At 46.5% G+C, this 20,025-nt stretch carries 19 protein-coding genes; all 19 read left to right on the top strand.

The window, feature by feature from the left end:
- Positions 1 to 33 precede the first annotated feature (33 nt).
- The 19 genes from spoIIE to lysS all read left to right on the top strand — a co-directional run bounded on the left by spoIIE (position 34) and on the right by lysS (position 19,651).
- Positions 34 to 2,523, top strand: coding sequence for a stage II sporulation protein E (spoIIE, locus tag ACWJJ4_RS19260; RefSeq protein ID WP_004264625.1), 2,490 nt, complete (start codon positions 34 to 36; stop codon positions 2,521 to 2,523).
- 67 nt (positions 2,524 to 2,590) lie between these two features.
- Positions 2,591 to 3,328, top strand: coding sequence for a vWA domain-containing protein (locus ACWJJ4_RS19255; protein ID WP_004264624.1), 738 nt, complete (start codon positions 2,591 to 2,593; stop codon positions 3,326 to 3,328).
- On the top strand, positions 3,294 to 4,295 hold the full coding sequence (locus ACWJJ4_RS19250; protein WP_025650390.1) for a protein kinase domain-containing protein: 1,002 nt from the start codon (positions 3,294 to 3,296) through the stop codon (positions 4,293 to 4,295). The genes ACWJJ4_RS19255 and ACWJJ4_RS19250 overlap by 35 nt, the downstream gene beginning before the upstream one ends.
- A 104-nt stretch (positions 4,296 to 4,399) precedes the next feature.
- Positions 4,400 to 5,818 (top strand): tRNA lysidine(34) synthetase TilS, encoded by a 1,419-nt coding sequence (gene tilS / locus ACWJJ4_RS19245; protein ID WP_454021873.1) that lies wholly within the window; start codon positions 4,400 to 4,402, stop codon positions 5,816 to 5,818.
- Positions 5,815 to 6,354, top strand: a complete 540-nt coding sequence (gene hpt / locus ACWJJ4_RS19240; protein ID WP_004264611.1) for a hypoxanthine phosphoribosyltransferase — start codon at positions 5,815 to 5,817, stop codon at positions 6,352 to 6,354. Before tilS ends, hpt begins: the two co-directional genes overlap by 4 nt.
- Before the next feature lie 97 nt (positions 6,355 to 6,451).
- The gene (gene ftsH / locus ACWJJ4_RS19235) at positions 6,452 to 8,371 is read left to right on the top strand and encodes an ATP-dependent zinc metalloprotease FtsH (RefSeq protein ID WP_004264608.1); all 1,920 of its coding nucleotides are present in this window, start codon (positions 6,452 to 6,454) and stop codon (positions 8,369 to 8,371) included.
- A 148-nt stretch (positions 8,372 to 8,519) separates the two neighbouring features.
- Positions 8,520 to 9,296, top strand: a complete 777-nt coding sequence (locus tag ACWJJ4_RS19230) for a type III pantothenate kinase (RefSeq protein ID WP_025650393.1) — start codon at positions 8,520 to 8,522, stop codon at positions 9,294 to 9,296.
- Positions 9,297 to 9,306: 10 nt separating this feature from the next.
- Complete coding sequence (gene hslO / locus ACWJJ4_RS19225; RefSeq protein ID WP_004264606.1) at positions 9,307 to 10,182, top strand: Hsp33 family molecular chaperone HslO; 876 nt, start codon at positions 9,307 to 9,309, stop codon at positions 10,180 to 10,182.
- Positions 10,183 to 10,227: 45 nt separating this feature from the next.
- Positions 10,228 to 11,118, top strand: coding sequence for a peptidyl-prolyl cis-trans isomerase (locus ACWJJ4_RS19220; protein ID WP_060561971.1), 891 nt, complete (start codon positions 10,228 to 10,230; stop codon positions 11,116 to 11,118).
- A 75-nt stretch (positions 11,119 to 11,193) separates the two neighbouring features.
- A complete protein-coding gene (cysK, locus tag ACWJJ4_RS19215) occupies positions 11,194 to 12,120 on the top strand; it encodes a cysteine synthase A (protein WP_004264603.1) in 927 nt (308 codons plus the stop codon).
- Between the two features lie 167 nt (positions 12,121 to 12,287).
- Positions 12,288 to 13,709 (top strand): aminodeoxychorismate synthase, component I, encoded by a 1,422-nt coding sequence (pabB, locus tag ACWJJ4_RS19210; protein WP_024084798.1) that lies wholly within the window; start codon positions 12,288 to 12,290, stop codon positions 13,707 to 13,709.
- Between the two features lie 6 nt (positions 13,710 to 13,715).
- The gene (gene pabA / locus ACWJJ4_RS19205; RefSeq protein ID WP_003150674.1) at positions 13,716 to 14,303 is read left to right on the top strand and encodes an aminodeoxychorismate/anthranilate synthase component II; all 588 of its coding nucleotides are present in this window, start codon (positions 13,716 to 13,718) and stop codon (positions 14,301 to 14,303) included.
- Positions 14,300 to 15,184: an aminodeoxychorismate lyase gene (gene pabC, locus ACWJJ4_RS19200; RefSeq protein WP_025854072.1), complete on the top strand. Its 885-nt coding sequence runs from the start codon at positions 14,300 to 14,302 to the stop codon at positions 15,182 to 15,184. The genes pabA and pabC overlap by 4 nt, the downstream gene beginning before the upstream one ends.
- Entirely contained in the window at positions 15,165 to 16,022 is an 858-nt protein-coding gene (gene folP, locus ACWJJ4_RS19195; protein WP_003150672.1) for a dihydropteroate synthase, read from the top strand. Before pabC ends, folP begins: the two co-directional genes overlap by 20 nt.
- Positions 16,015 to 16,377, top strand: coding sequence for a dihydroneopterin aldolase (gene folB / locus ACWJJ4_RS19190; protein ID WP_094247301.1), 363 nt, complete (start codon positions 16,015 to 16,017; stop codon positions 16,375 to 16,377). Before folP ends, folB begins: the two co-directional genes overlap by 8 nt.
- Complete coding sequence (gene folK / locus ACWJJ4_RS19185; protein ID WP_007409947.1) at positions 16,374 to 16,877, top strand: 2-amino-4-hydroxy-6-hydroxymethyldihydropteridine diphosphokinase; 504 nt, start codon at positions 16,374 to 16,376, stop codon at positions 16,875 to 16,877. Before folB ends, folK begins: the two co-directional genes overlap by 4 nt.
- Positions 16,829 to 17,038 (top strand): helix-turn-helix domain-containing protein, encoded by a 210-nt coding sequence (locus tag ACWJJ4_RS19180; RefSeq protein ID WP_003150668.1) that lies wholly within the window; start codon positions 16,829 to 16,831, stop codon positions 17,036 to 17,038. The genes folK and ACWJJ4_RS19180 overlap by 49 nt, the downstream gene beginning before the upstream one ends.
- Positions 17,039 to 17,059: 21 nt before the next feature.
- Positions 17,060 to 18,061 (top strand): tRNA dihydrouridine synthase DusB, encoded by a 1,002-nt coding sequence (gene dusB, locus ACWJJ4_RS19175; RefSeq protein WP_014304210.1) that lies wholly within the window; start codon positions 17,060 to 17,062, stop codon positions 18,059 to 18,061.
- Positions 18,062 to 18,151: 90 nt separating this feature from the next.
- Positions 18,152 to 19,651: a lysine--tRNA ligase gene (gene lysS, locus ACWJJ4_RS19170; protein WP_014304211.1), complete on the top strand. Its 1,500-nt coding sequence runs from the start codon at positions 18,152 to 18,154 to the stop codon at positions 19,649 to 19,651.
- Positions 19,652 to 20,025: the final 374 nt, after the last annotated feature.

Raw genomic sequence — 20,025 nt, 5'->3', positions numbered from 1 at the left:
AGCAACGAATAAAACAGGTGGGGGATGAGAGCAATGGAAAAAGCGGAAAGAAGAGTGAACGGGCCGATGGCGGGACAAGCTCTGGAAAAACTGCAATCGTTTTTTGAAAAGGCGGCAAAGCTTACAGTCCATCAAGCGCATTCACTTTTTTTCTATAAGGGTTTCATTTATGTCGTGATCGGTTTTTTACTTGGACGGGCTTTCATATTATCTGAGGTTCTTCCGTTTGCACTGCCGTTTTTCGGAGCGATGCTTTTGATCAGAAGAGATAAAGCCTTCTATGCTTGTCTGTCTTTGCTTGCGGGCGCTTTAACCATTTCGCCGAAACACTCTTTATTGATTCTCACAGCTTTGGCCGTCTTCACTCTATTTTCAAAAATCGGTACATATATCGTGCAGGACCGGGTGAAGATGCTGCCGATCGTGGTGTTTTTCTCAATGGCTGCCGCGAGAATCGGATTTGTTTATTTTGAAAGCGGCGCTTTTACAACCTATGATTATGTGATGGCTGTTGTCGAGGCGGGCCTGGCCTTTATTTTGACGCTGATCTTTTTACAAAGCCTGCCGATTTTCACGATCAAAAAAGTGAAGCAATCGTTAAAAATAGAAGAAATCATCTGTTTTATGATCTTGATCGCATCTGTTTTAACCGGGCTTGCCGGTGTTTCATTTCAGGGAATGCAGGCTGAGCATATCCTGGCCCGCTATGTCGTGCTGAGTTTTTCCTTTGTCGGCGGGGCAAGCATCGGCTGTACGGTCGGTGTTGTGACCGGACTGATCCTCGGGCTTGCGAATATCGGGAATCTCTATCAAATGAGTCTGCTTGCGTTTTCCGGGCTTCTTGGCGGGCTGCTGAAAGAAGGAAAGAAAGCCGGCGCCGCAGTCGGATTGGTGATCGGCTCACTGCTGATTTCATTATATGGAGAAGGGTCTGCCGGATTAATGACCACTCTTTATGAATCTTTGATTGCCGTTGTTTTGTTTTTGATTACGCCCCAATCGATTACGAAAAAGGTGGCGCGATACATACCGGGCACTGCTGAGCACAGTCAGGAACAGCAGCAGTACGCGAGGAAAATCAGAGATGTCACCGCCCAGAAAGTAGACCAGTTCTCCAATGTGTTTCATGCCTTGTCGGAGAGCTTCGCCACCTTTCATCAGACGTCTTCCGATGAGCAGGCGGAAGAAGGGGAAGTGGATCTCTTTTTAAGCAAAATCACCGAGCATTCCTGCCAATCCTGCTATAAGAAAAGCAAATGCTGGGTTCAAAACTTTGATAAAACATATGACTTAATGAAACAAGTTATGCATGAAACAGAGGAAAAACAGTATGCCTCAAACCGCAGATTAAAAAAAGAGTTTCAACAGCACTGTTCCAAATCCAGACAGGTGGAAGAGCTGATTGAGGACGAACTTGCCCACCATCACGCCCATCTGACACTGAAGAGAAAAGTTCAGGACAGCAGGAGGCTTGTTGCCGAGCAGCTGTTGGGGGTTTCTGAGGTCATGGCGGACTTTTCTCGGGAAATAAAACGGGAGAGGGAGCAGCATTTTATTCAGGAAGAACAAATGATAGAGGCGCTTCAGCATTTCGGAATCGAGATTCAGCATGTCGAGATATACAGCTTGGAGCAGGGCAATATTGATATCGAAATGACAATCCCGTTCAGCGGAGGACACGGCGAGAGTGAGAAAATTATCGCCCCGATGCTGTCTGACATTCTTGAGGAGCAGATACTTGTCAAAAGCGAACAGCACTCGGCTCATCCGAATGGCTACAGCCATGTTGCGTTCGGTTCGACCAAATCGTACCGGGTATCGACAGGCGCAGCTCATGCGGCAAAAGGCGGCGGTCTTGTCTCCGGCGACAGCTACAGCATGATGGAACTGGGGGCGAGAAAGTATGCGGCCGCGATCAGTGACGGCATGGGCAATGGGGCGAGGGCCCATTATGAGAGCAACGAAACGATTAAGCTGCTCGAAAAAATTCTCGAATCAGGTATTGATGAAAAAATAGCGATCAAAACGATCAACAGTATTCTGTCTTTACGGACGACAGATGAAATCTACTCAACTCTCGATCTTTCTATCATTGATCTTCAGGATGCAAGCTGTAAATTCTTGAAGGTCGGTTCAACGCCGAGTTTTATCAAGCGGGGAGATCAAGTCATGAAAGTGCAGGCCAGCAATCTGCCGATCGGTATCATCAATGAATTTGATGTGGAGGTTGTAAGTGAACAGTTAAAAGCGGGAGATCTGCTCGTCATGATGAGTGACGGTATTTTTGAAGGACCGAAGCACGTTGAAAACCATGACCTGTGGATGAAACGGAAAATGAAAGGGCTGAAAACCGAAGATCCGCAGGAAATCGCTGATATATTAATGGAAGAGGTCATCAGAACGCGTTCCGGCCAAATCGAAGACGATATGACGGTGGTTGTTGTCCGGATTGATCACAACACGCCGAAATGGGCTTCCATACCGGTGCCGGCGGTATTCCAAAATAAAAAGGAGATTTCTTAATCGTTTCGTATAAATCACTTTCCTTCTGGCGAAGATGGGACTAATCGTATCACCGGGAGGAATGTATGTGAATAAGGGACATTTAAATCAAGTTCTGCTGATTACAGATGGCTGCTCCAATCATGGTGAAGACCCGATTGCAATGGCGGCTTTCGCCAAGGAGCAGGGGATTACGGTGAATGTTATAGGAATTATGGAAGAAAATGCGATTGACCAAGAGGCAATGAAGGAAGTTGAAGGCATCGCCATGGCCGGTGGCGGCGTCCATCAAGTTGTGTACGCGTCACAATTGTCTCAGACGGTTCAAATGGTGACGAAAAAAGCAATGACCCAGACGCTGCAAGGTGTCGTCAATCAAGAACTTAAACAAATCTTAGGGAAAAACGTTGAAATGGAAGAGCTTTCTCCGGAAAAACGCGGCGAAGTGATGGAAGTGGTTGATGAACTCGGAGAAACAGTTCATCTGCAGGTGCTTGTGCTGGTTGATACGAGTGCGAGTATGGCGCCGAAACTGCCGACGGTGAAAGAAGCGCTGATCGATCTTTCCATCAGTTTAAATTCCCGGGCCGGACAAAATGAATTTGCCATGTGTATATTTCCCGGGAAAAGCCAGGAAGTTGAGCTTGTGCTGAATTGGACGCCGAAGCTTGAATCCCTTTCTGCACTCTTTGCGAAGCTGTCGACCGGCGGTATCACCCCTACGGGCCCCGCTATCCGGGAAGCGACGCAGCAGTTTGAGAGAATCCGCTCAAGAAGGAGCATGTTGGCAGATGATGAACGACGCTTTAACGAGTTTGGCATGTAGTCTGGCACCGGGGACGGCAATTCAGGGCAAATGGAACGGCAAATCCTACAGATTGCTCAAACAGCTTGGAAAAGGGGCTAACGGTATTGTATATCTGGCAGAAGCATCAGGCGGACAGGTCGCTTTGAAAATAAGCAGCGACAGCATGTCTGTTACCTCTGAAGTGAATGTCTTAAAATCCTTTTCAAAGGCCCGGTCGCAAACGATGGGGCCTTCTTTTTTTGATGCGGACGATGCGTTTATTCCGCAGCTGAATAAAAATGTCTCTTTTTACGTGATGGAGTACATAGAAGGGCCGCTTCTTCCGCAATATATCAGCAGTAAGGGAGCGGAGTGGATTCCGGTGCTGATGGTGCAGCTTCTTTCCAGCCTGTCAGTCCTTCATCAGCAGGGATGGGTGTTTGGCGACCTCAAACCGGACAATCTTATTGTAACCGGACCACCGGCTGCCATCCGCTGCATTGATGTAGGGGGAACGACAAAACAAGGCCGGGCGATTAAAGAGTATACGGAGTTTTACGACAGGGGCTATTGGGGGTATGGAACAAGAAAAGCAGAACCATCCTATGACCTGTTTGCTGTCGCAATGATCATGATCCACTGTGTCCAGAAGAAAGAGTGCAAAAAGTCAGGACAGCCGAAAGAACAGCTTCGTTCTATCATTGAAGGCCACCCGTTTCTGAATAAGTATAAGAAGGTTCTGTTTTCTGCTTTAAACGGCCAATATCCGTCTGCGGAAGCCATGAAGCATGACATCCTGACGGCGGGGCAGAGCGCCGGGAGTAAAAGGAAAGCCGCCGCCAAGCCTAAGCCGCCGCAATCAAAACCGCGGCAGGGCGCTGTATCTCAAACGCGGTATAAACCTAAACAAAAACCCGCAAAGCACAATGGTTTGTTTGAAACAACACTTATTTTAATCAGCGTTCTCGCCCTTTATTTCGCTTACATCGTCTTTTTTCTCATCTAATGCCGGCCGGACGCCTGCGCTCATGCTTCTTCTTTGCTTGGAGGGAATGAAAGTGATAGGATATGTATATCTTTAAAAAACCTGCTCATTGTGAGGGGGACATTGTGAAAAGCGTGGAAGATTTTTTCAAAACATATCATCTTCAGGCGGAGGGAGAAACGATTATTGCCGGGGTCTCCGGAGGCCCTGATTCAATGGCGCTTCTCAGTATGCTGAATAAGCACTTCGGGCATTCTTCCGTTATCATAGCGGCGCATGTCGACCATCAGTTCAGGGGTCCTGAATCTGAAGAAGATATGAAGTTTGTGCAGTCATATTGCGAAGCGGAACACATCCTCTGCGAAACGGTACAGATTGATGTTTCTGCATACGCAAAGAAGAATAAGCTGAACAAGCAGGCTGCCGCGCGTGATTGCAGATATCAGTTTTTCGAAGATCTGATGGCAAAACACGAAGCGAAGTTTATGGCGCTGGCTCATCACGGCGATGACCAGGTTGAGACAATGCTCATGAGGCTTGCGAAAGGTACGCTCGGGGCAGGGCTCGCGGGAATGCAGCCCGTCCGCGAATTTGCATCCGGCTGGCTGATCAGGCCTTTCCTCTATGCGGCAAAGGATGAAATCCTAGAATACTGCCGTCAAGAAGGGCTCAGCTACAGAACGGATGAGAGCAATGCAAAAGACGATTATACAAGAAACAGATTCAGAAAGACCGTGCTTCCTTTTTTAAAACAAGAATCACCTGACGTTCATAAAATGTTTCAAAAGGTGAGTGAAGCACTGACAGAAGACGAACAATACTTGCAGTCATTAACGAAAGAACGAATGAATAAGGTTATTACAAGCAAGTCTGACACATCGGTTGAAGTCGATTCCTCTCAATTGCTTGCCCTTCCGATACCTTTACAAAGAAGAGGAGTTCAACTAATATTAAACTATCTTTATGAAAACGTTCCATCGTCGTTTTCCGCCCGACACATACAGCAGTTTCTTGAATGGGCGGAAAATGGAAGCGCCTCGGGAGTGCTTGATTTTCCGAAAGGGCTGAAGGTGGTCAAATCATATCAGACATGTTTGTTTACATTTGAACAATGGCAATGTGAAAAGGTTCCCTTTGAGCTGCAGCTGCAAGGAGCGGAAGGCGAGACTGCTGTTCTCCCCAACGGCTTTATGATAGAGGTGGCCGATCAGGCTGACCCTCATATCAAAAATGGGAATGCTGTTTTTATGACAAGCAGAAATAAGGTGCAATTTCCTTTAACAATCCGGACGAGAAAAATCGGCGACCGGATTAAACTTAAAGGGATGAATGGCTCGAAAAAGGTAAAAGATATATTTATTGATCATAAACTGCCTCTGCGGGATCGGGACGAATGGCCGATTGTAACGGATGCGAGCGGTGAAATTATCTGGCTGCCTGGCTTGAAAAAATCCATCTTTGACGATCTTGTGATTTCAAACAGTGACCGCATTGTATTACAATATAGACAGCATGAAAAGTGTAGGGGGCAAGCATTAACATGAAACAGGATATCGAAAAAGTGCTGATCTCAGAAGATGAGATCCAGCAGAAAGTAAAACAGCTTGGAGAACAATTAACAAGCGAGTACAGCGACACGTTTCCGTTGGCAATCGGTGTGTTAAAGGGAGCGCTCCCTTTTATGGCTGATCTTATAAAGCATATTGATACATATTTGGAAATGGACTTCATGGATGTATCAAGCTACGGAAATTCCACGGTTTCTTCCGGAGAAGTCAAAATCATCAAAGATTTGGATACATCTGTAGAAGGCCGGGACATCTTAATCATTGAAGATATTATCGACAGTGGGTTAACCTTGAGCTATCTCGTAGAACTCTTCCGATATCGTAAAGCGAAATCAATTAAGATTGTTACCCTGTTGGATAAACCAAGCGGAAGAAAAGCGGACATTAAAGCAGACTTCGTAGGCTTTGAAGTTCCTGACGCGTTTGTTGTGGGTTACGGACTTGATTATGCCGAGCGCTATCGCAATCTGCCTTACATCGGAGTATTAAAACCGGCGATTTATGAAAGCTGATCGGCTGCCTGCTTCCGAGATGGTTATCGGTTGTATTGGAATGATTTTCTATGGTACTATTGAACATAGTTGTGCTTACTGTGGGAGGAGGTAAGGAATGAATCGGGTCTTCCGTAATACCATTTTTTATTTACTTATTTTATTAGTAGTAATCGGGGTTGTGAGTTACTTCCAGACCTCAAACCCGAAAACAGAAAATATGTCGTACAGTACGTTTATCAAGAACCTCGATGAAGGGAAAGTTGATAGCGTATCGGTTCAGCCTGTCAGAGGTGTTTATGAGGTAAAAGGACAGCTGAAAAAATACGACAAAGACCAGTACTTTTTAACACATGTTCCTGAAGGAAAAGGAGCAGACCAGATATTTGACGCAATTAAAAAGACGGACGTAAAAGTTGATCCCGCACAGGAAACAAGCGGGTGGGTGACGTTCTTAACGACGATCATTCCGTTTGTCATCATCTTTATTCTGTTTTTCTTCCTGCTCAATCAGGCTCAGGGCGGCGGAAGCCGTGTCATGAACTTCGGGAAGAGCAAAGCGAAGCTGTATACGGAAGAAAAGAAACGCGTGAAGTTTAAAGATGTAGCCGGCGCGGATGAGGAGAAGCAGGAGCTCGTTGAGGTTGTTGAGTTTCTGAAAGATCCCCGCAAATTCGCCGAGCTTGGCGCGAGAATTCCTAAAGGCGTGCTGCTGGTCGGACCTCCGGGAACCGGTAAGACATTGCTTGCGAGAGCCTCAGCCGGTGAAGCGGGCGTTCCTTTCTTCAGCATCAGCGGATCTGACTTCGTTGAAATGTTTGTCGGTGTCGGTGCTTCCCGTGTGCGTGATTTATTCGAAAATGCGAAAAAGAATGCGCCTTGCCTGATCTTTATTGATGAGATCGACGCGGTAGGACGACAGCGCGGCGCCGGTCTTGGAGGCGGGCATGATGAACGCGAACAGACGCTGAACCAGCTGCTTGTTGAGATGGACGGTTTCAGTGCGAATGAAGGAATCATTATTATCGCTGCGACAAACCGTGCGGACATTCTTGACCCTGCATTGCTCCGTCCGGGACGTTTTGACCGTCAGATTACGGTAGACCGTCCGGATGTCATCGGCCGTGAAGCCGTATTGCAGGTGCATGCGAGAAACAAACCGCTTGATGAGACGGTGAACTTAAAAGCAATCGCTTCAAGAACACCCGGTTTCTCAGGCGCAGATTTAGAAAACCTTCTTAACGAAGCGGCACTCGTTGCTGCCCGTCAAAACAAGAAGAAAATTGATATGCGCGACATTGATGAAGCAACGGACCGTGTCATTGCGGGTCCTGCGAAGAAGAGCCGTGTCATCTCGAAAAAAGAACGCAATATCGTGGCGTACCACGAGGGCGGTCACACCGTTATCGGACTTGTGCTGGATGAAGCCGATATGGTTCATAAAGTAACGATCGTTCCGAGGGGGCAGGCGGGCGGATACGCGGTCATGCTTCCGAGAGAAGACCGTTACTTCCAGACAAAACCTGAACTTCTCGATAAAATTGTCGGTCTTCTGGGCGGACGTGTTGCCGAGGAAATTATCTTCGGCGAAGTCAGCACGGGGGCTCACAATGACTTCCAGCGGGCAACGAACATTGCCAGAAGAATGGTGACAGAGTTCGGTATGTCAGAAAAACTCGGACCGCTTCAGTTCGGTCAATCTCAAGGCGGTCAAGTATTCCTGGGCCGGGATTTCAACAACGAGCAAAACTACAGTGATCAGATCGCTTACGAAATCGATCAGGAAATTCAGCGCATCATTAAAGAATGTTATGAGCGTGCGAAAACCATCCTGACTGAAAATCGTGATAAGCTTGAATTGATTGCTCAGACATTGCTTGATGTGGAAACATTAGATGCGGAACAAATCAAGCATCTCGTGGATCACGGAAAACTCCCTGAGCGCAATTTCTCAGATGACCATCTTCAAAAAGACGATGTGAAAGTAAACATCCTGTCTAAAACAGAAGACGAAAAGAAAGACGAGCCGAAAGAATAGTTCGCTTTCTGATATGAAAACCGCCGGCGTATACCGGCGGTTTTTTTACTGGTTTCGTTTTGTTTACAAAAGAGCCGCAGATCGTGTATGGTATTGTAGAATGTTGAAAATGTTATGATTAGAAACTATTCAAAAGTGGTGATAGAGGTTGTTACTGGTTATAGATGTGGGGAACACCAACACCGTGATTGGTGTATATCATGATGGGGAACTAGAATATCATTGGCGCATAGAAACGAGCAGGCACAAAACAGAAGACGAATTCGGCATGCTGCTCCGCTCCTTATTTGAACATTCCGGACTGATGTTTGAACAGATTGAAGGGATTATCATCTCATCCGTAGTGCCGCCGATTATGTTCTCTTTAGAAAGAATGTGCACAAAATACTTTCACATCGAGCCGCAGGTTGTCGGCCCGGGAATGAAAACAGGTTTAAATATAAAATATGACAATCCGAAAGAAGTGGGAGCTGACAGAATCGTCAATGCCGTTGCGGCGATTCATCAGTATGGCGGCCCCTTAATTGTTGTTGATTTCGGAACGGCGACGACGTATTGCTACATTGATGAAAACAAACAATATATGGGCGGCGCGATTGCTCCCGGCATTACAATTTCAACGGAAGCGCTGTACTCACGCGCGGCCAAGCTTCCGAGAATTGAAATCGCCCGACCGGACAATATCATCGGCAAAAACACGGTAAGCGCCATGCAGTCCGGCATCCTTTTCGGCTATGTCGGACAAGTTGAAGGCATTGTAAAGCGGATGAAATGGCAGGCCAAACAAGAACCGAAAGTCATTGCGACAGGCGGGCTTGCGTCATTAATCGCAAATGAATCAGACTGTATTGATATTGTTGACCCGTTTCTTACTTTAAAAGGGCTGGAAATCATTTATGAGCGAAATCGCGTGGGTCACGTATAGGAGGTAAACGATGGATTATTTAATTAAAGCAATTGCATATGATGGTAAAGTGCGGGCTTATGCAGCCAGAACGACAGATATGGTAAATGAAGCGCAAAGAAGGCATGACACGTGGCCGACGGCATCAGCCGCAATCGGCCGGACGATGACAGCGTCTCTGATGCTCGGAGCGATGCTTAAGGGTGAAGATAAGCTGACAGTCAAAATAGAAGGCGGCGGCCCGATCGGAGCCATTGTCGCAGATGCGAACGCAAAGGGTGAGGTAAGAGCATACGTATCAAACCCGCATGTTCATTTTGACCTCAATGAACAAGGGAAACTGGATGTCAGACGGGCGGTCGGAACTGACGGAACACTCAGTGTCGTAAAAGATTTGGGCTTGCGTGATTATTTTACGGGACAAGTAGAGATTGTCTCGGGTGAACTCGGTGATGACTTCACGTATTACCTTGTTTCTTCTGAACAAGTCCCTTCATCTGTCGGCGTAGGTGTTCTAGTGAATCCTGATAACACGATTCTCGCTGCGGGCGGGTTCATCATTCAGCTTCTTCCGGGGACTGATGAAGAAACCATTTCAACAATTGAAAAGCAATTATCTCAAATCGAACCGATTTCAAAATTGATTCAAAAAGGCCTGACACCGGAAGAAATCTTAGAAGAAGTTCTGGGTCAAAAACCGGACGTTCTCGAAACAATGCCGGTCAAATTTCACTGTTCTTGTTCAAAAGATCGATTCGAAACGGCCATTTTAGGACTAGGCAAAAAAGAAATACAAGATATGATAGAAGAAGACGGAAAAGCCGAAGCGGTTTGCCATTTTTGTAATGAGAAATATTTATTTACAAAAGAAGAACTGGAAGAGCTTCGTGACGAAACAACCCGCTAGCTCTTTAGCGGGTTGTTCTATTTTATAAAAGGGATGGGGTAGATTTTGAAATCGAGAACACTTTTAACGATTATTGTAGCGGCGCTGTTGGTATGCAGTGTGGCAGTGGCGTATAAGTTAACAAAATCCCAAGCCGCGGGGTCATCTGAAGAATCCATCGCGACAATCGGTGATAAACATATCACACGGCAGGACTGGATGAAAAAGATGGAGGACGAGTACGGAAAATCAACTCTGGAAGACATGATTAATGCACAAGTAGTGGAAGAACTTGCGAAAAAGAATAAACTCACAGTTTCAAACAGCGAATTGGAGCGGGAATTTCTTTTAATCAAAGCGGTGAATAATTCATTTTATGAAGACAGCCATATTACCGAAAAAGAATGGAGAGACCAGATCCGCTACAACATTCTTCTTGAAGAACTGCTGACGAAGGACATCGATATATCGGATAAGGAAATGCAATCATTTTATAATAAAAATAAAGAACTGTATCATTTCGATGATTCCTACAGAATCAGGCACATTGTCGTCAAAAACAAGGAAGAGGCGGACAGGGTGCTTGCTGATTTGAAAGGCGGTTCCAGCTTTGAAGCCGTCGCCGCTGAGCGTTCCACGGACAGATACACGTCTCAGTACGGCGGAGACCTCGGCTTTGTGACAGAAAACCAGGAAAATATCCCGCAGGCATATATCACAGAAGCTAAAAATCTCAAAGAAGATGAATGGTCCGCTGAACCGATTAAAGTTTCTTCAGGATATGCCGTCATTCAGCTGAAAGAAAAGCTTAAAGCGAGAACTTTCTCATACAATGAAGTGAAGAGTCAAATCAGACGCCAGATCGCGATGGATCAATTAGGTGACAAGGCGACAGTCAAAACGCTGTGGAAAGAGGCGGGGGTCTCTTGGTTCTACGGGGAAAAAAGAACTAAATGATTGACAAAAAATTTTGAAATTGATAACTTATATTTATAATACCAATAAATTTAGTCGGAAATTGAGGTGTCCAACATGGTGCGTATTGCAAATTCTATTACTGAACTAATCGGAAATACTCCTATTGTGAAATTGAATCGCCTGACGGATGAAAACAGTGCAGATGTATATCTGAAGCTTGAATACATGAATCCGGGCAGCAGCGTAAAAGACCGTATCGGAGCGGCGATGATTGAAGCGGCTGAAAAAGAAGGAAAATTAAAAGCCGGCGACACAATCATTGAACCGACAAGCGGAAATACAGGGATCGGTCTTGCGATGGTGGCAGCGGCAAAAGGTCTCAGAGCCATTCTCGTTATGCCTGATACAATGAGTATGGAACGACGCAATCTGCTGCGCGCATACGGGGCGGAGCTTGTGCTGACTCCCGGCGCAGAAGGAATGAAGGGCGCCATTAAAAAGGCGGAAGAACTTGCCGAGGAACACGGATACTTTGTGCCTCAGCAATTCAACAATGCGGCAAACCCGGAAATTCACCGTCAAACGACGGGGAAAGAAATCGTAGAACAGTTTGGTGACGACCAGCTTGATGCGTTCGTGGCCGGAATCGGTACCGGCGGAACCATCACGGGAGCGGGCGAAGTGCTGAAAGAAGCATATCCATCCATCAAAATCTATGCGGTAGAGCCGGCGGATTCTCCGGTTCTTTCCGGCGGAAAACCGGGCCCGCATAAAATTCAGGGTATCGGAGCGGGATTTGTTCCTGAAACATTGAATACGGACATCTATGATCAAATCATTCCCGTCAAAAACGAGGATGCATTTGAATATGCCCGTAAAACGGCAAAAGAAGAAGGGATTCTCGGCGGTATTTCTTCCGGAGCGGCCATTTACGCGGCACTGGAAATCGCGAAAAAACTCGGGAAAGGCAAGAAAGTGCTTGCGATCATCCCTAGTAACGGAGAACGTTACTTAAGCACACCGCTTTATCAGTTTGAATAGAGACATACACACGGCTCCCGGCTGTATCCGGGAGTTTTTTTGTGCCTGAAGTATCGAAAATCCAAAAAACGTTTCGAATTTTATGGTTGGAAGTGAAATTCACTTTTTTCACCAGTGTGATTGCTTTAAAATAAAACTACAGTAAAACGAAGCAGAGGATTGATATGATGGCACAACGCAGACCGGCAGGAAGAAAAATACCTTTTACGAAACAAGCATTTTTACAGCGATATGAAAACCTTTCGAAATCGAGAAAACGGCATGTTCTGCTCGAAAGCGCGAGAGGGGGAAGATTCAGTATAGCCGGTCTAGATCCGATTGCGTCCGTCAGAGGGAAAGACGGAATTACAACGATCAAGCATGAGGGAGAAACACTGTTTAAAGAAGGTGACCCGCTGCGGGCCTTTCATGAATGGTTTGGAACGCTCGGAACGGAAACAAACGTTGAGTTTCCGGACTTTCAGGGCGGTGCGATTGGTTTTATCAGTTACGACTATGCCCGATATATTGAGAATTTTAAGATGCTGTCGTTAGATGATCTGGAAACACCCGATATTTACTTTCTTGTTTTTGATGATGTGGCCGTTTATGACCATGAGGAAGAGGCGTTATGGCTCATTACCCATACTGAAGCGGAAGAAGCGGATCTTGCGGAAGAAAAGCTGTCCGGCTTAGAGGACATGTGGTGTTCCCTCCAAACGGCGGACGAGCCTTTTTCACCGCTGAATCGGAATGGGGACGGATCGTACGCCGCTCCGTTCACTGAGGAAGGATTTTCACAGGCTGTAGAACAAATTAAACAATATATCGCGAGCGGCGATGTGTTCCAGGTTAATTTGTCCATCAGGCAGTCTCAGTCTTTATCCGTTCATCCGTATGAGGTGTATAAACACTTGAGAAACGTCAATCCGTCTCCTTACATGGCCTATCTCGAGACACCGGGGTTTCAAGTGATATGCGGGTCGCCGGAGCTATTGGTGACAAAGAAGGGGAAGAAGCTTGAAACGAGACCGATCGCGGGTACGCGTTCAAGAGGAAAAGACGATGCTGAAGACAAGGCTTTGGCTGATGAATTAATTCACAACGAAAAAGAACGTGCGGAACACGTCATGCTTGTTGATCTTGAGCGCAATGACCTCGGGCGCGTATCGCGCTACGGTTCCGTGCGGGTTAACGAGTTTATGGCGATCGAAAAGTATTCCCACGTCATGCATATCGTGTCAAACGTACAGGGAGAGCTGCAGGACGGATATGACGCGACAGACATTATTCATGCGGTGTTCCCGGGGGGCACCATCACGGGAGCGCCCAAAGTGAGAACGATGGAAATTATAGAAGAGCTTGAGCCGACAAGACGGGGGCTTTATACTGGATCTATAGGCTGGTTCGGATTTAACGGAGATTTGCAGTTTAACATTGTGATCCGGACGATCTATGCAGCCGGCGGACATGCTTTTATGCAGTCCGGAGCAGGAGTGGTTATTGATTCGGTTCCGAAGCATGAATACAAGGAATCGTTCAAAAAAGCTTTTGCGATGAAAAAGGCGTTAGAGCTGAGTGAAGAAGAGACAAAAAATCAGACGAGGTGAGCAGAGATGATTTTAATGATTGACAATTATGATTCATTTACGTACAACTTGGTTCAATATTTGGGTGAGCTCGGGGAGGAACTGATCGTCAGACGGAATGACGAGATTACGATTGAGCAGATTGAAGAGCTGGGTCCGGACTTCTTAATGATTTCTCCCGGGCCGTGCAGTCCTGATGAAGCGGGGATCAGCCTCGAAGCCATCAAACATTTTGCCGGCAGTATTCCTATTTTCGGCGTATGTCTCGGGCATCAGTCGATTGCGCAAGTATTCGGCGGCGATGTCGTCAGAGCAGAGCGGCTCATGCACGGCAAAACGTCAGAAGTTATGCATGACGGACAGACGATTTTTAACGGCCTGCAAAATCCGCTGGTCGCCACCCGGTACCATTCACTTATTGTCAAAGCGGACACGCTGCCGGATTGTTTTACGGTATCCGCTCAAACCAAAGAAGGAGAAATTATGGCAATCCGCCATAATGAGCTGCCTGTTGAAGGTGTTCAGTTCCATCCGGAATCCATCATGACCTCCTTCGGCAAAGAGATGCTCAGAAACTTTATAGAGACACACCGCAAAAAGGAAGTGTCGGTGTGATTATATATTTGAATGGTCAATATATAGAGGAGAAAGAAGCGGCGCTTTCTCCTTTTGACCATGGTTATCTGTACGGGATCGGCGCGTTCGAAACGTTCAGGCTTTACAGCGGCCGGCCGTTTCTGCCGGATGCGCATGTCGCCAGACTCAACAGGGCGCTTCGGGATCTGCAGATTGCATATGAGGTGAACAAACAGGAGCTGCTTGATATGCTTCGGAGACTGTTGCTCCTCAATGACATAAAGGACGGCAGCGCGCGTGTCCGGCTTAACATCTCGGCAGGCGTCAGCGATAAGGGATTTGCCGCGCAGACTTATGAAAAGCCGACCGTTCTTTGTTTCGTCAACCGGCTCAATCCGGAAACTCTGCCTGTTCAAAAAGAAGGCAGGCTTCTCTCTGTCCGGAGAAATACGCCTGAAGGATCTTTCCGGTTAAAATCCCATCACTATTTAAACAACATGTACGCTAAACGGGAGATCGGGAATGATCCCAATCTTGAAGGGATTTTCCTGACCGGAGAAGGAGATGTCGCGGAAGGCATTGTCTCCAACGTGTTTTGGCGAAAAGGAGACAAGGTCTTTACGCCATCTTTGGATACGGGAATTCTCGACGGTGTAACAAGACAGTTTGTCATTGATGAATTGAAACGGCAGGGGACAGAAGTCACCGAAGGCCGATTCCGTTTTCAATCAATGCTTGAAGCGGATGAAGCATGGTTGACAAACTCCGTGCTTGAAATCATCCCGTTTTCTAAAATAGAGGAAGTGCCGCTGCCCGGAATGAGCGGAAAAACGGTGCAATTGCTCCGTAAGCAGTATCAGCAGGAAATAAACAAAATGAATGTACAGGAGGAGGAACAAAATGGCGCAGCAAACAATTGAACAGCCTAAACTGATTCATACAAAAAAAGGCGCTCTGTCCTATAAAGAGAAGACGCTCGTTATGGGGATATTAAATGTAACGCCAGACTCCTTCTCTGACGGCGGCAAATACGACAGTACGGAAAGGGCGCTTCTGCATGCGGCGAAGATGGCTGAAGAAGGGGCGCATATCATAGATATCGGCGGCGAATCGACAAGGCCCGGCGCATCACTCGTTTCGGCTGATGAGGAAATGTCACGAGTCATCCCCGTCATAGAACGGATCACAAGCGAGCTGGACATTCCGCTTTCAATCGATACGTACAAAGCGTCCGTGGCAGACGAAGCGGTCAAAGCGGGAGCCTCTATCCTTAATGACATCTGGGGGGCGAAAGGTGACCCTGACATGGCGTCAGTAGCCGCCGCACACGGAGTTCCGATTATCTTAATGCATAATCGTATGGAAAGAAACTATAACGATCTTATTCCTGATATGCTTGCAGACTTGATGGAAAGCGTAAAAATTGCCGCAGAAGCCGGTGTCACAGATGAAAATATGATTCTGGATCCGGGGATCGGCTTTGCGAAAAACTATGAGGACAATCTGGCTGTCATGAACAAGCTGGAGGTGTTCAGCGGGTTAGGGTATCCGCTGCTCCTGGCGACATCGAGAAAAAGGTTCATCGGCCGTGTGCTTGACCTTCCCCCTGAAGAACGTGCCGAGGGAACGGGAGCGACAGTATGCCTTGGCGTCCAAAAAGGCTGCGACATTGTGAGGGTGCACGATGTCAAAGAGATCGCAAGAATGACTAAGATGATGGATGCTATGCTGAACAAAGGAGGCGCACATTATGGATAAAGTATATGTGGAAGGTATGGAGTTTTACGGATATCACGGCGTGTTCGAGGAAGAAAACAAACTCGGCCAGCGCTTCAAAGTAGACCTGACTGCCGAACTGGATTTGAGCAAAGCGGGAAAAACGGATGACCTTTCTTATACCATTAACTATGCGGAATTGTACAGTGTCTGCCGCGGCATCGTTGAGGGCGAGCCCGTTAATTTGGTCGAGACTCTTGCGGAACGGATCGCAGACACCGTCCTTGAGAAATTTGAGCCGGTGCGGCAATGTACGGTAAAGGTTGTTAAGCCTGACCCGCCGATTCCCGGCCATTATAAATCAGTAGCCATAGAAATGACGAGAAAGAAATCATGAACAATACGGCATATATCGGCCTCGGTTCCAATATGGGCGACCGTGAACATTATTTGCGCCAGGCAGTTGCCATGCTCAGCCGGCATCATGGCGTGACGGTGTCAAAGGTGTCCTCCATATATGAAACAGATCCCGTGGGTTATGAGGATCAAGATCAGTTTCTCAATATGGCGGTTGAAGTGAAAACGTCGTTATCTCCTTTTGAACTTCTTGACGTAACGCAGAGCATTGAAGCTGAATTAGGCAGAACGAGAGAGATTCGCTGGGGACCGCGGACGGCAGACCTTGACATTTTGCTGTATAATCGTGAAAATATTGAAACAGAGCGGCTGATTGTTCCGCATCCGAGAATGTATGAGCGCTTATTTGTCCTTGCGCCGTTAAAAGAAATATGTCCGCAGGCGGATCATATCACGATAAGCGCTGAAACAAACCAAGAAGGTGTAAGAGTATGGAAGCAGAAATCTGGGGTAGGCGAATTCGTGCATTCAGAAAGCTGAAAGGTTATACTCAAGAAGGATTTGCAAAAGCATTAGGTATATCAGTTTCTATTGTCGGTGAAATTGAACGCGGAAACCGATTGCCGTCAGATGCCATCATTCAAGATGCGGCAGATGTTTTAAATATAAGTGCGGACGAATTGGCCCCGCCTGAAAAATAGACAGATGAAAGGAGGGGAAAAATGTTTAAAATCGGTGATATTCAATTGAAAAACCGGGTTGTGCTTGCCCCTATGGCCGGTGTCTGCAACTCAGCGTTCAGATTGACTGTAAAGGAATTCGGAGCCGGATTGGTATGCGCTGAAATGGTCAGTGACAAAGCGATACTTTACAACAACGCAAGAACAATGGGGATGCTTTACATTGATGAACGTGAAAAACCGCTCAGCCTTCAGATTTTTGGAGGAAAAAAGGAAACCCTTGTGGAAGCGGCGAAGTTTGTAGATCAAAACACGACTGCTGATATTATTGATATTAACATGGGATGTCCCGTACCAAAGATTACAAAATGTGATGCGGGCGCCAAATGGCTTCTCGATCCTGATAAGATTTATGAAATGGTATCCGCAGTAGTAGATGCTGTTGATAAGCCGGTTACAGTGAAGATGAGAATGGGTTGGGATGAAGATCACATTTATGCGGTGAAAAACGCCCAAGCCGTTGAACGTGCCGGCGGAAAAGCCGTTGCCCTTCACGGCCGCACAAGAGTGCAAATGTATGAAGGCACTGCGAACTGGGATATCATTAAAGAAGTGAAGCAATCCGTCTCCATTCCCGTCATCGGAAACGGTGATGTCAAAACGCCTCAGGACGCGAAACGCATGCTTGAGGAAACAGGAGTTGACGGCGTCATGATCGGCCGGGCCGCACTCGGCAACCCGTGGATGATTTACCGTACGGTGCAGTACCTTGAAACCGGTGAGTTAAAAGACGAGCCGAAAGTCCGTGAAAAAATGTCGGTATGCAAACTGCACTTAGACCGCCTGATTAAGTTAAAAGGCGAAAATGTGGCAGTCAGAGAAATGAGAAAACACGCTGCCTGGTATCTGAAAGGTGTCAGAGGCAATGCGAATGTACGCAATGAAATTAACCAATGTGAGACGCGTGAAGAATTTGTGCAGCTTTTAGATGCATTTACCGCCGAAGCAGAGGCAAAAGAGCTTCAAGATGCAAAAGTAGGTTAATAATACACCCTCTATTGCTGCTCACTGCCAGCTTACCGCTGGCAGTTTTTCTGCTTTTTCGTGAAATCAAAATGTAACGGAGTGATACCAATGAGTCAAGAAGAGCAAAATCATGAGGAATTGAACGACCAGCTGCAAGTCAGACGAGATAAAATGAACCAACTGAGAGAAAACGGCATTGACCCTTTCGGCGAACGTTTCGAGAGAACGCATCAATCTCAACAGATCATAGAAGCCTACCAGGAGCTTTCTAAAGAAGAACTGGAAGAAAAAGCGATCGAAGTGACCATTGCAGGCCGTATGATGACAAAGCGCGGAAAAGGGAAAGCCGGCTTTGCGCATCTGCAGGACTTAGAAGGTCAAATTCAAATTTACGTAAGAAAAGACAGTGTCGGCGAAGAACAATATGAAATCTTTAAATCTTCAGACCTCGGAGACGTTATCGGCATCACGGGGAAAGTTTTCAAAACAAACGTAGGCGAGCTTTCTGTCAAAGCGACATCTTTTGAACTGCTGACAAAAGCACTGCGTCCTCTTCCTGATAAATATCATGGGTTAAAAGACGTTGAACAGCGTTACCGCCAGCGCTATCTCGATCTCATCGTAAACCCTGACAGCAAACAAACGTTTATCACACGCAGCAAAATCATCCAAGCGATGAGAAGATACTTAGATGACCATGGATACTTAGAAGTTGAAACACCTACGATGCACAGCATACCGGGAGGAGCGTCTGCACGCCCGTTCATCACGCACCATAACGCGCTCGACATGCCGCTTTATATGCGTATTGCGATTGAACTGCACCTGAAACGCCTGATTGTCGGCGGATTGGAAAAAGTCTACGAAATCGGCCGCGTGTTCCGTAACGAAGGTGTTTCTACACGCCATAACCCTGAATTCACGATGATCGAGCTGTATGAAGCGTACGCCGATTATAAAGATATTATGAGTCTTACGGAAAACCTCGTAGCACATATTGCGCAGGAAGTGCTTGGAAGCACCACAATCCAGTACGGCGAAGAGCAGATTGATCTGAAACCTGAGTGGAAACGACTCCACATGGTAGATGCGGTCAAAGAAGCGACAGGCGTAGATTTCTGGAATGAGATGACTGTTGAAGAAGCACGCGGTCATGCAAAAGAGCATGGTATCGAGATCACAAACTCAATGACGGTGGGTCATATCATCAATGAATTCTTCGAACAAAAAATTGAAGAAACACTCATTCAGCCTACATTTATTTACGGCCACCCTGTAGAGATTTCTCCTCTTGCTAAGAAAAATCCGGAGGACCCTCGCTTTACAGACCGTTTTGAGCTGTTTATCGTCGGCCGTGAGCACGCTAATGCGTTTACGGAGCTGAATGACCCTATTGACCAGAGGGAACGCTTTGAAGCGCAATTAAAAGAAAGAGAAGAAGGAAACGATGAAGCGCATATGATGGATGAAGACTTCGTTGAAGCTCTTGAATACGGCATGCCGCCGACCGGGGGATTGGGTATCGGTATCGACCGCCTTGTCATGCTGTTAACAAATGCTCCGTCTATCAGAGACGTTTTATTATTCCCTCAAATGAGACAACGCTAATAAAAGGGAAGGCGCCGTTTCTGCTTATCGCAGTCCGGCGCTTTTTTAGAAACAAGCCGCTCGTAAAACTTTTTTGATTTTCTTTTAAAAAACTATTGCACTATTATTTGTGAGGTGGTATATTATTATTCGTTGCCGCTAAACAAGGCGCTGACGAAAAAGGAAATTCAAAAAAAGTTGTTGACTTCAAGAGATTGATAAGATATAATAATAAAGTCGCTTGAACGAAAGACGAAATGATCTTTGAAAACTAAACAAGACAAAACGTACCTGTTAATTCAAAGTTTTAAATAAATCGCACAGCGATGTGCGTAGTCAGTCAAACTACTTTATCGGAGAGTTTGATCCTGGCTCAGGACGAACGCTGGCGGCGT

This window comes from Bacillus sp. JK62 (genome assembly GCF_053663455.1).
The sequence above is the reverse complement of the archived record's forward strand: the minus strand, read 5'-3'. Positions and strand labels throughout refer to the sequence as shown.

What these genes read in the sequence shown, in the direction of transcription:
- ftsH (WP_004264608.1), top strand. Translation starts at nt 6,452, where the DNA reads ATGAATCGGGTCTTCCGTAATACCATTTTTTATTTACTTATTTTATTA.
- dusB (WP_014304210.1), top strand. Translation starts at nt 17,060, where the DNA reads ATGTTTAAAATCGGTGATATTCAATTGAAAAACCGGGTTGTGCTTGCC.
- ACWJJ4_RS19250 (WP_025650390.1), top strand. Translation starts at nt 3,294, where the DNA reads ATGATGAACGACGCTTTAACGAGTTTGGCATGTAGTCTGGCACCGGGG.
- folK (WP_007409947.1), top strand. Translation starts at nt 16,374, where the DNA reads ATGAACAATACGGCATATATCGGCCTCGGTTCCAATATGGGCGACCGT.
- folP (WP_003150672.1), top strand. Translation starts at nt 15,165, where the DNA reads ATGGCGCAGCAAACAATTGAACAGCCTAAACTGATTCATACAAAAAAA.
- ACWJJ4_RS19180 (WP_003150668.1), top strand. Translation starts at nt 16,829, where the DNA reads ATGGAAGCAGAAATCTGGGGTAGGCGAATTCGTGCATTCAGAAAGCTG.
- pabA (WP_003150674.1), top strand. Translation starts at nt 13,716, where the DNA reads ATGATTTTAATGATTGACAATTATGATTCATTTACGTACAACTTGGTT.
- folB (WP_094247301.1), top strand. Translation starts at nt 16,015, where the DNA reads ATGGATAAAGTATATGTGGAAGGTATGGAGTTTTACGGATATCACGGC.
- spoIIE (WP_004264625.1), top strand. Translation starts at nt 34, where the DNA reads ATGGAAAAAGCGGAAAGAAGAGTGAACGGGCCGATGGCGGGACAAGCT.
- hpt (WP_004264611.1), top strand. Translation starts at nt 5,815, where the DNA reads ATGAAACAGGATATCGAAAAAGTGCTGATCTCAGAAGATGAGATCCAG.
- hslO (WP_004264606.1), top strand. Translation starts at nt 9,307, where the DNA reads ATGGATTATTTAATTAAAGCAATTGCATATGATGGTAAAGTGCGGGCT.
- pabB (WP_024084798.1), top strand. Translation starts at nt 12,288, where the DNA reads ATGGCACAACGCAGACCGGCAGGAAGAAAAATACCTTTTACGAAACAA.
- lysS (WP_014304211.1), top strand. Translation starts at nt 18,152, where the DNA reads ATGAGTCAAGAAGAGCAAAATCATGAGGAATTGAACGACCAGCTGCAA.
- cysK (WP_004264603.1), top strand. Translation starts at nt 11,194, where the DNA reads ATGGTGCGTATTGCAAATTCTATTACTGAACTAATCGGAAATACTCCT.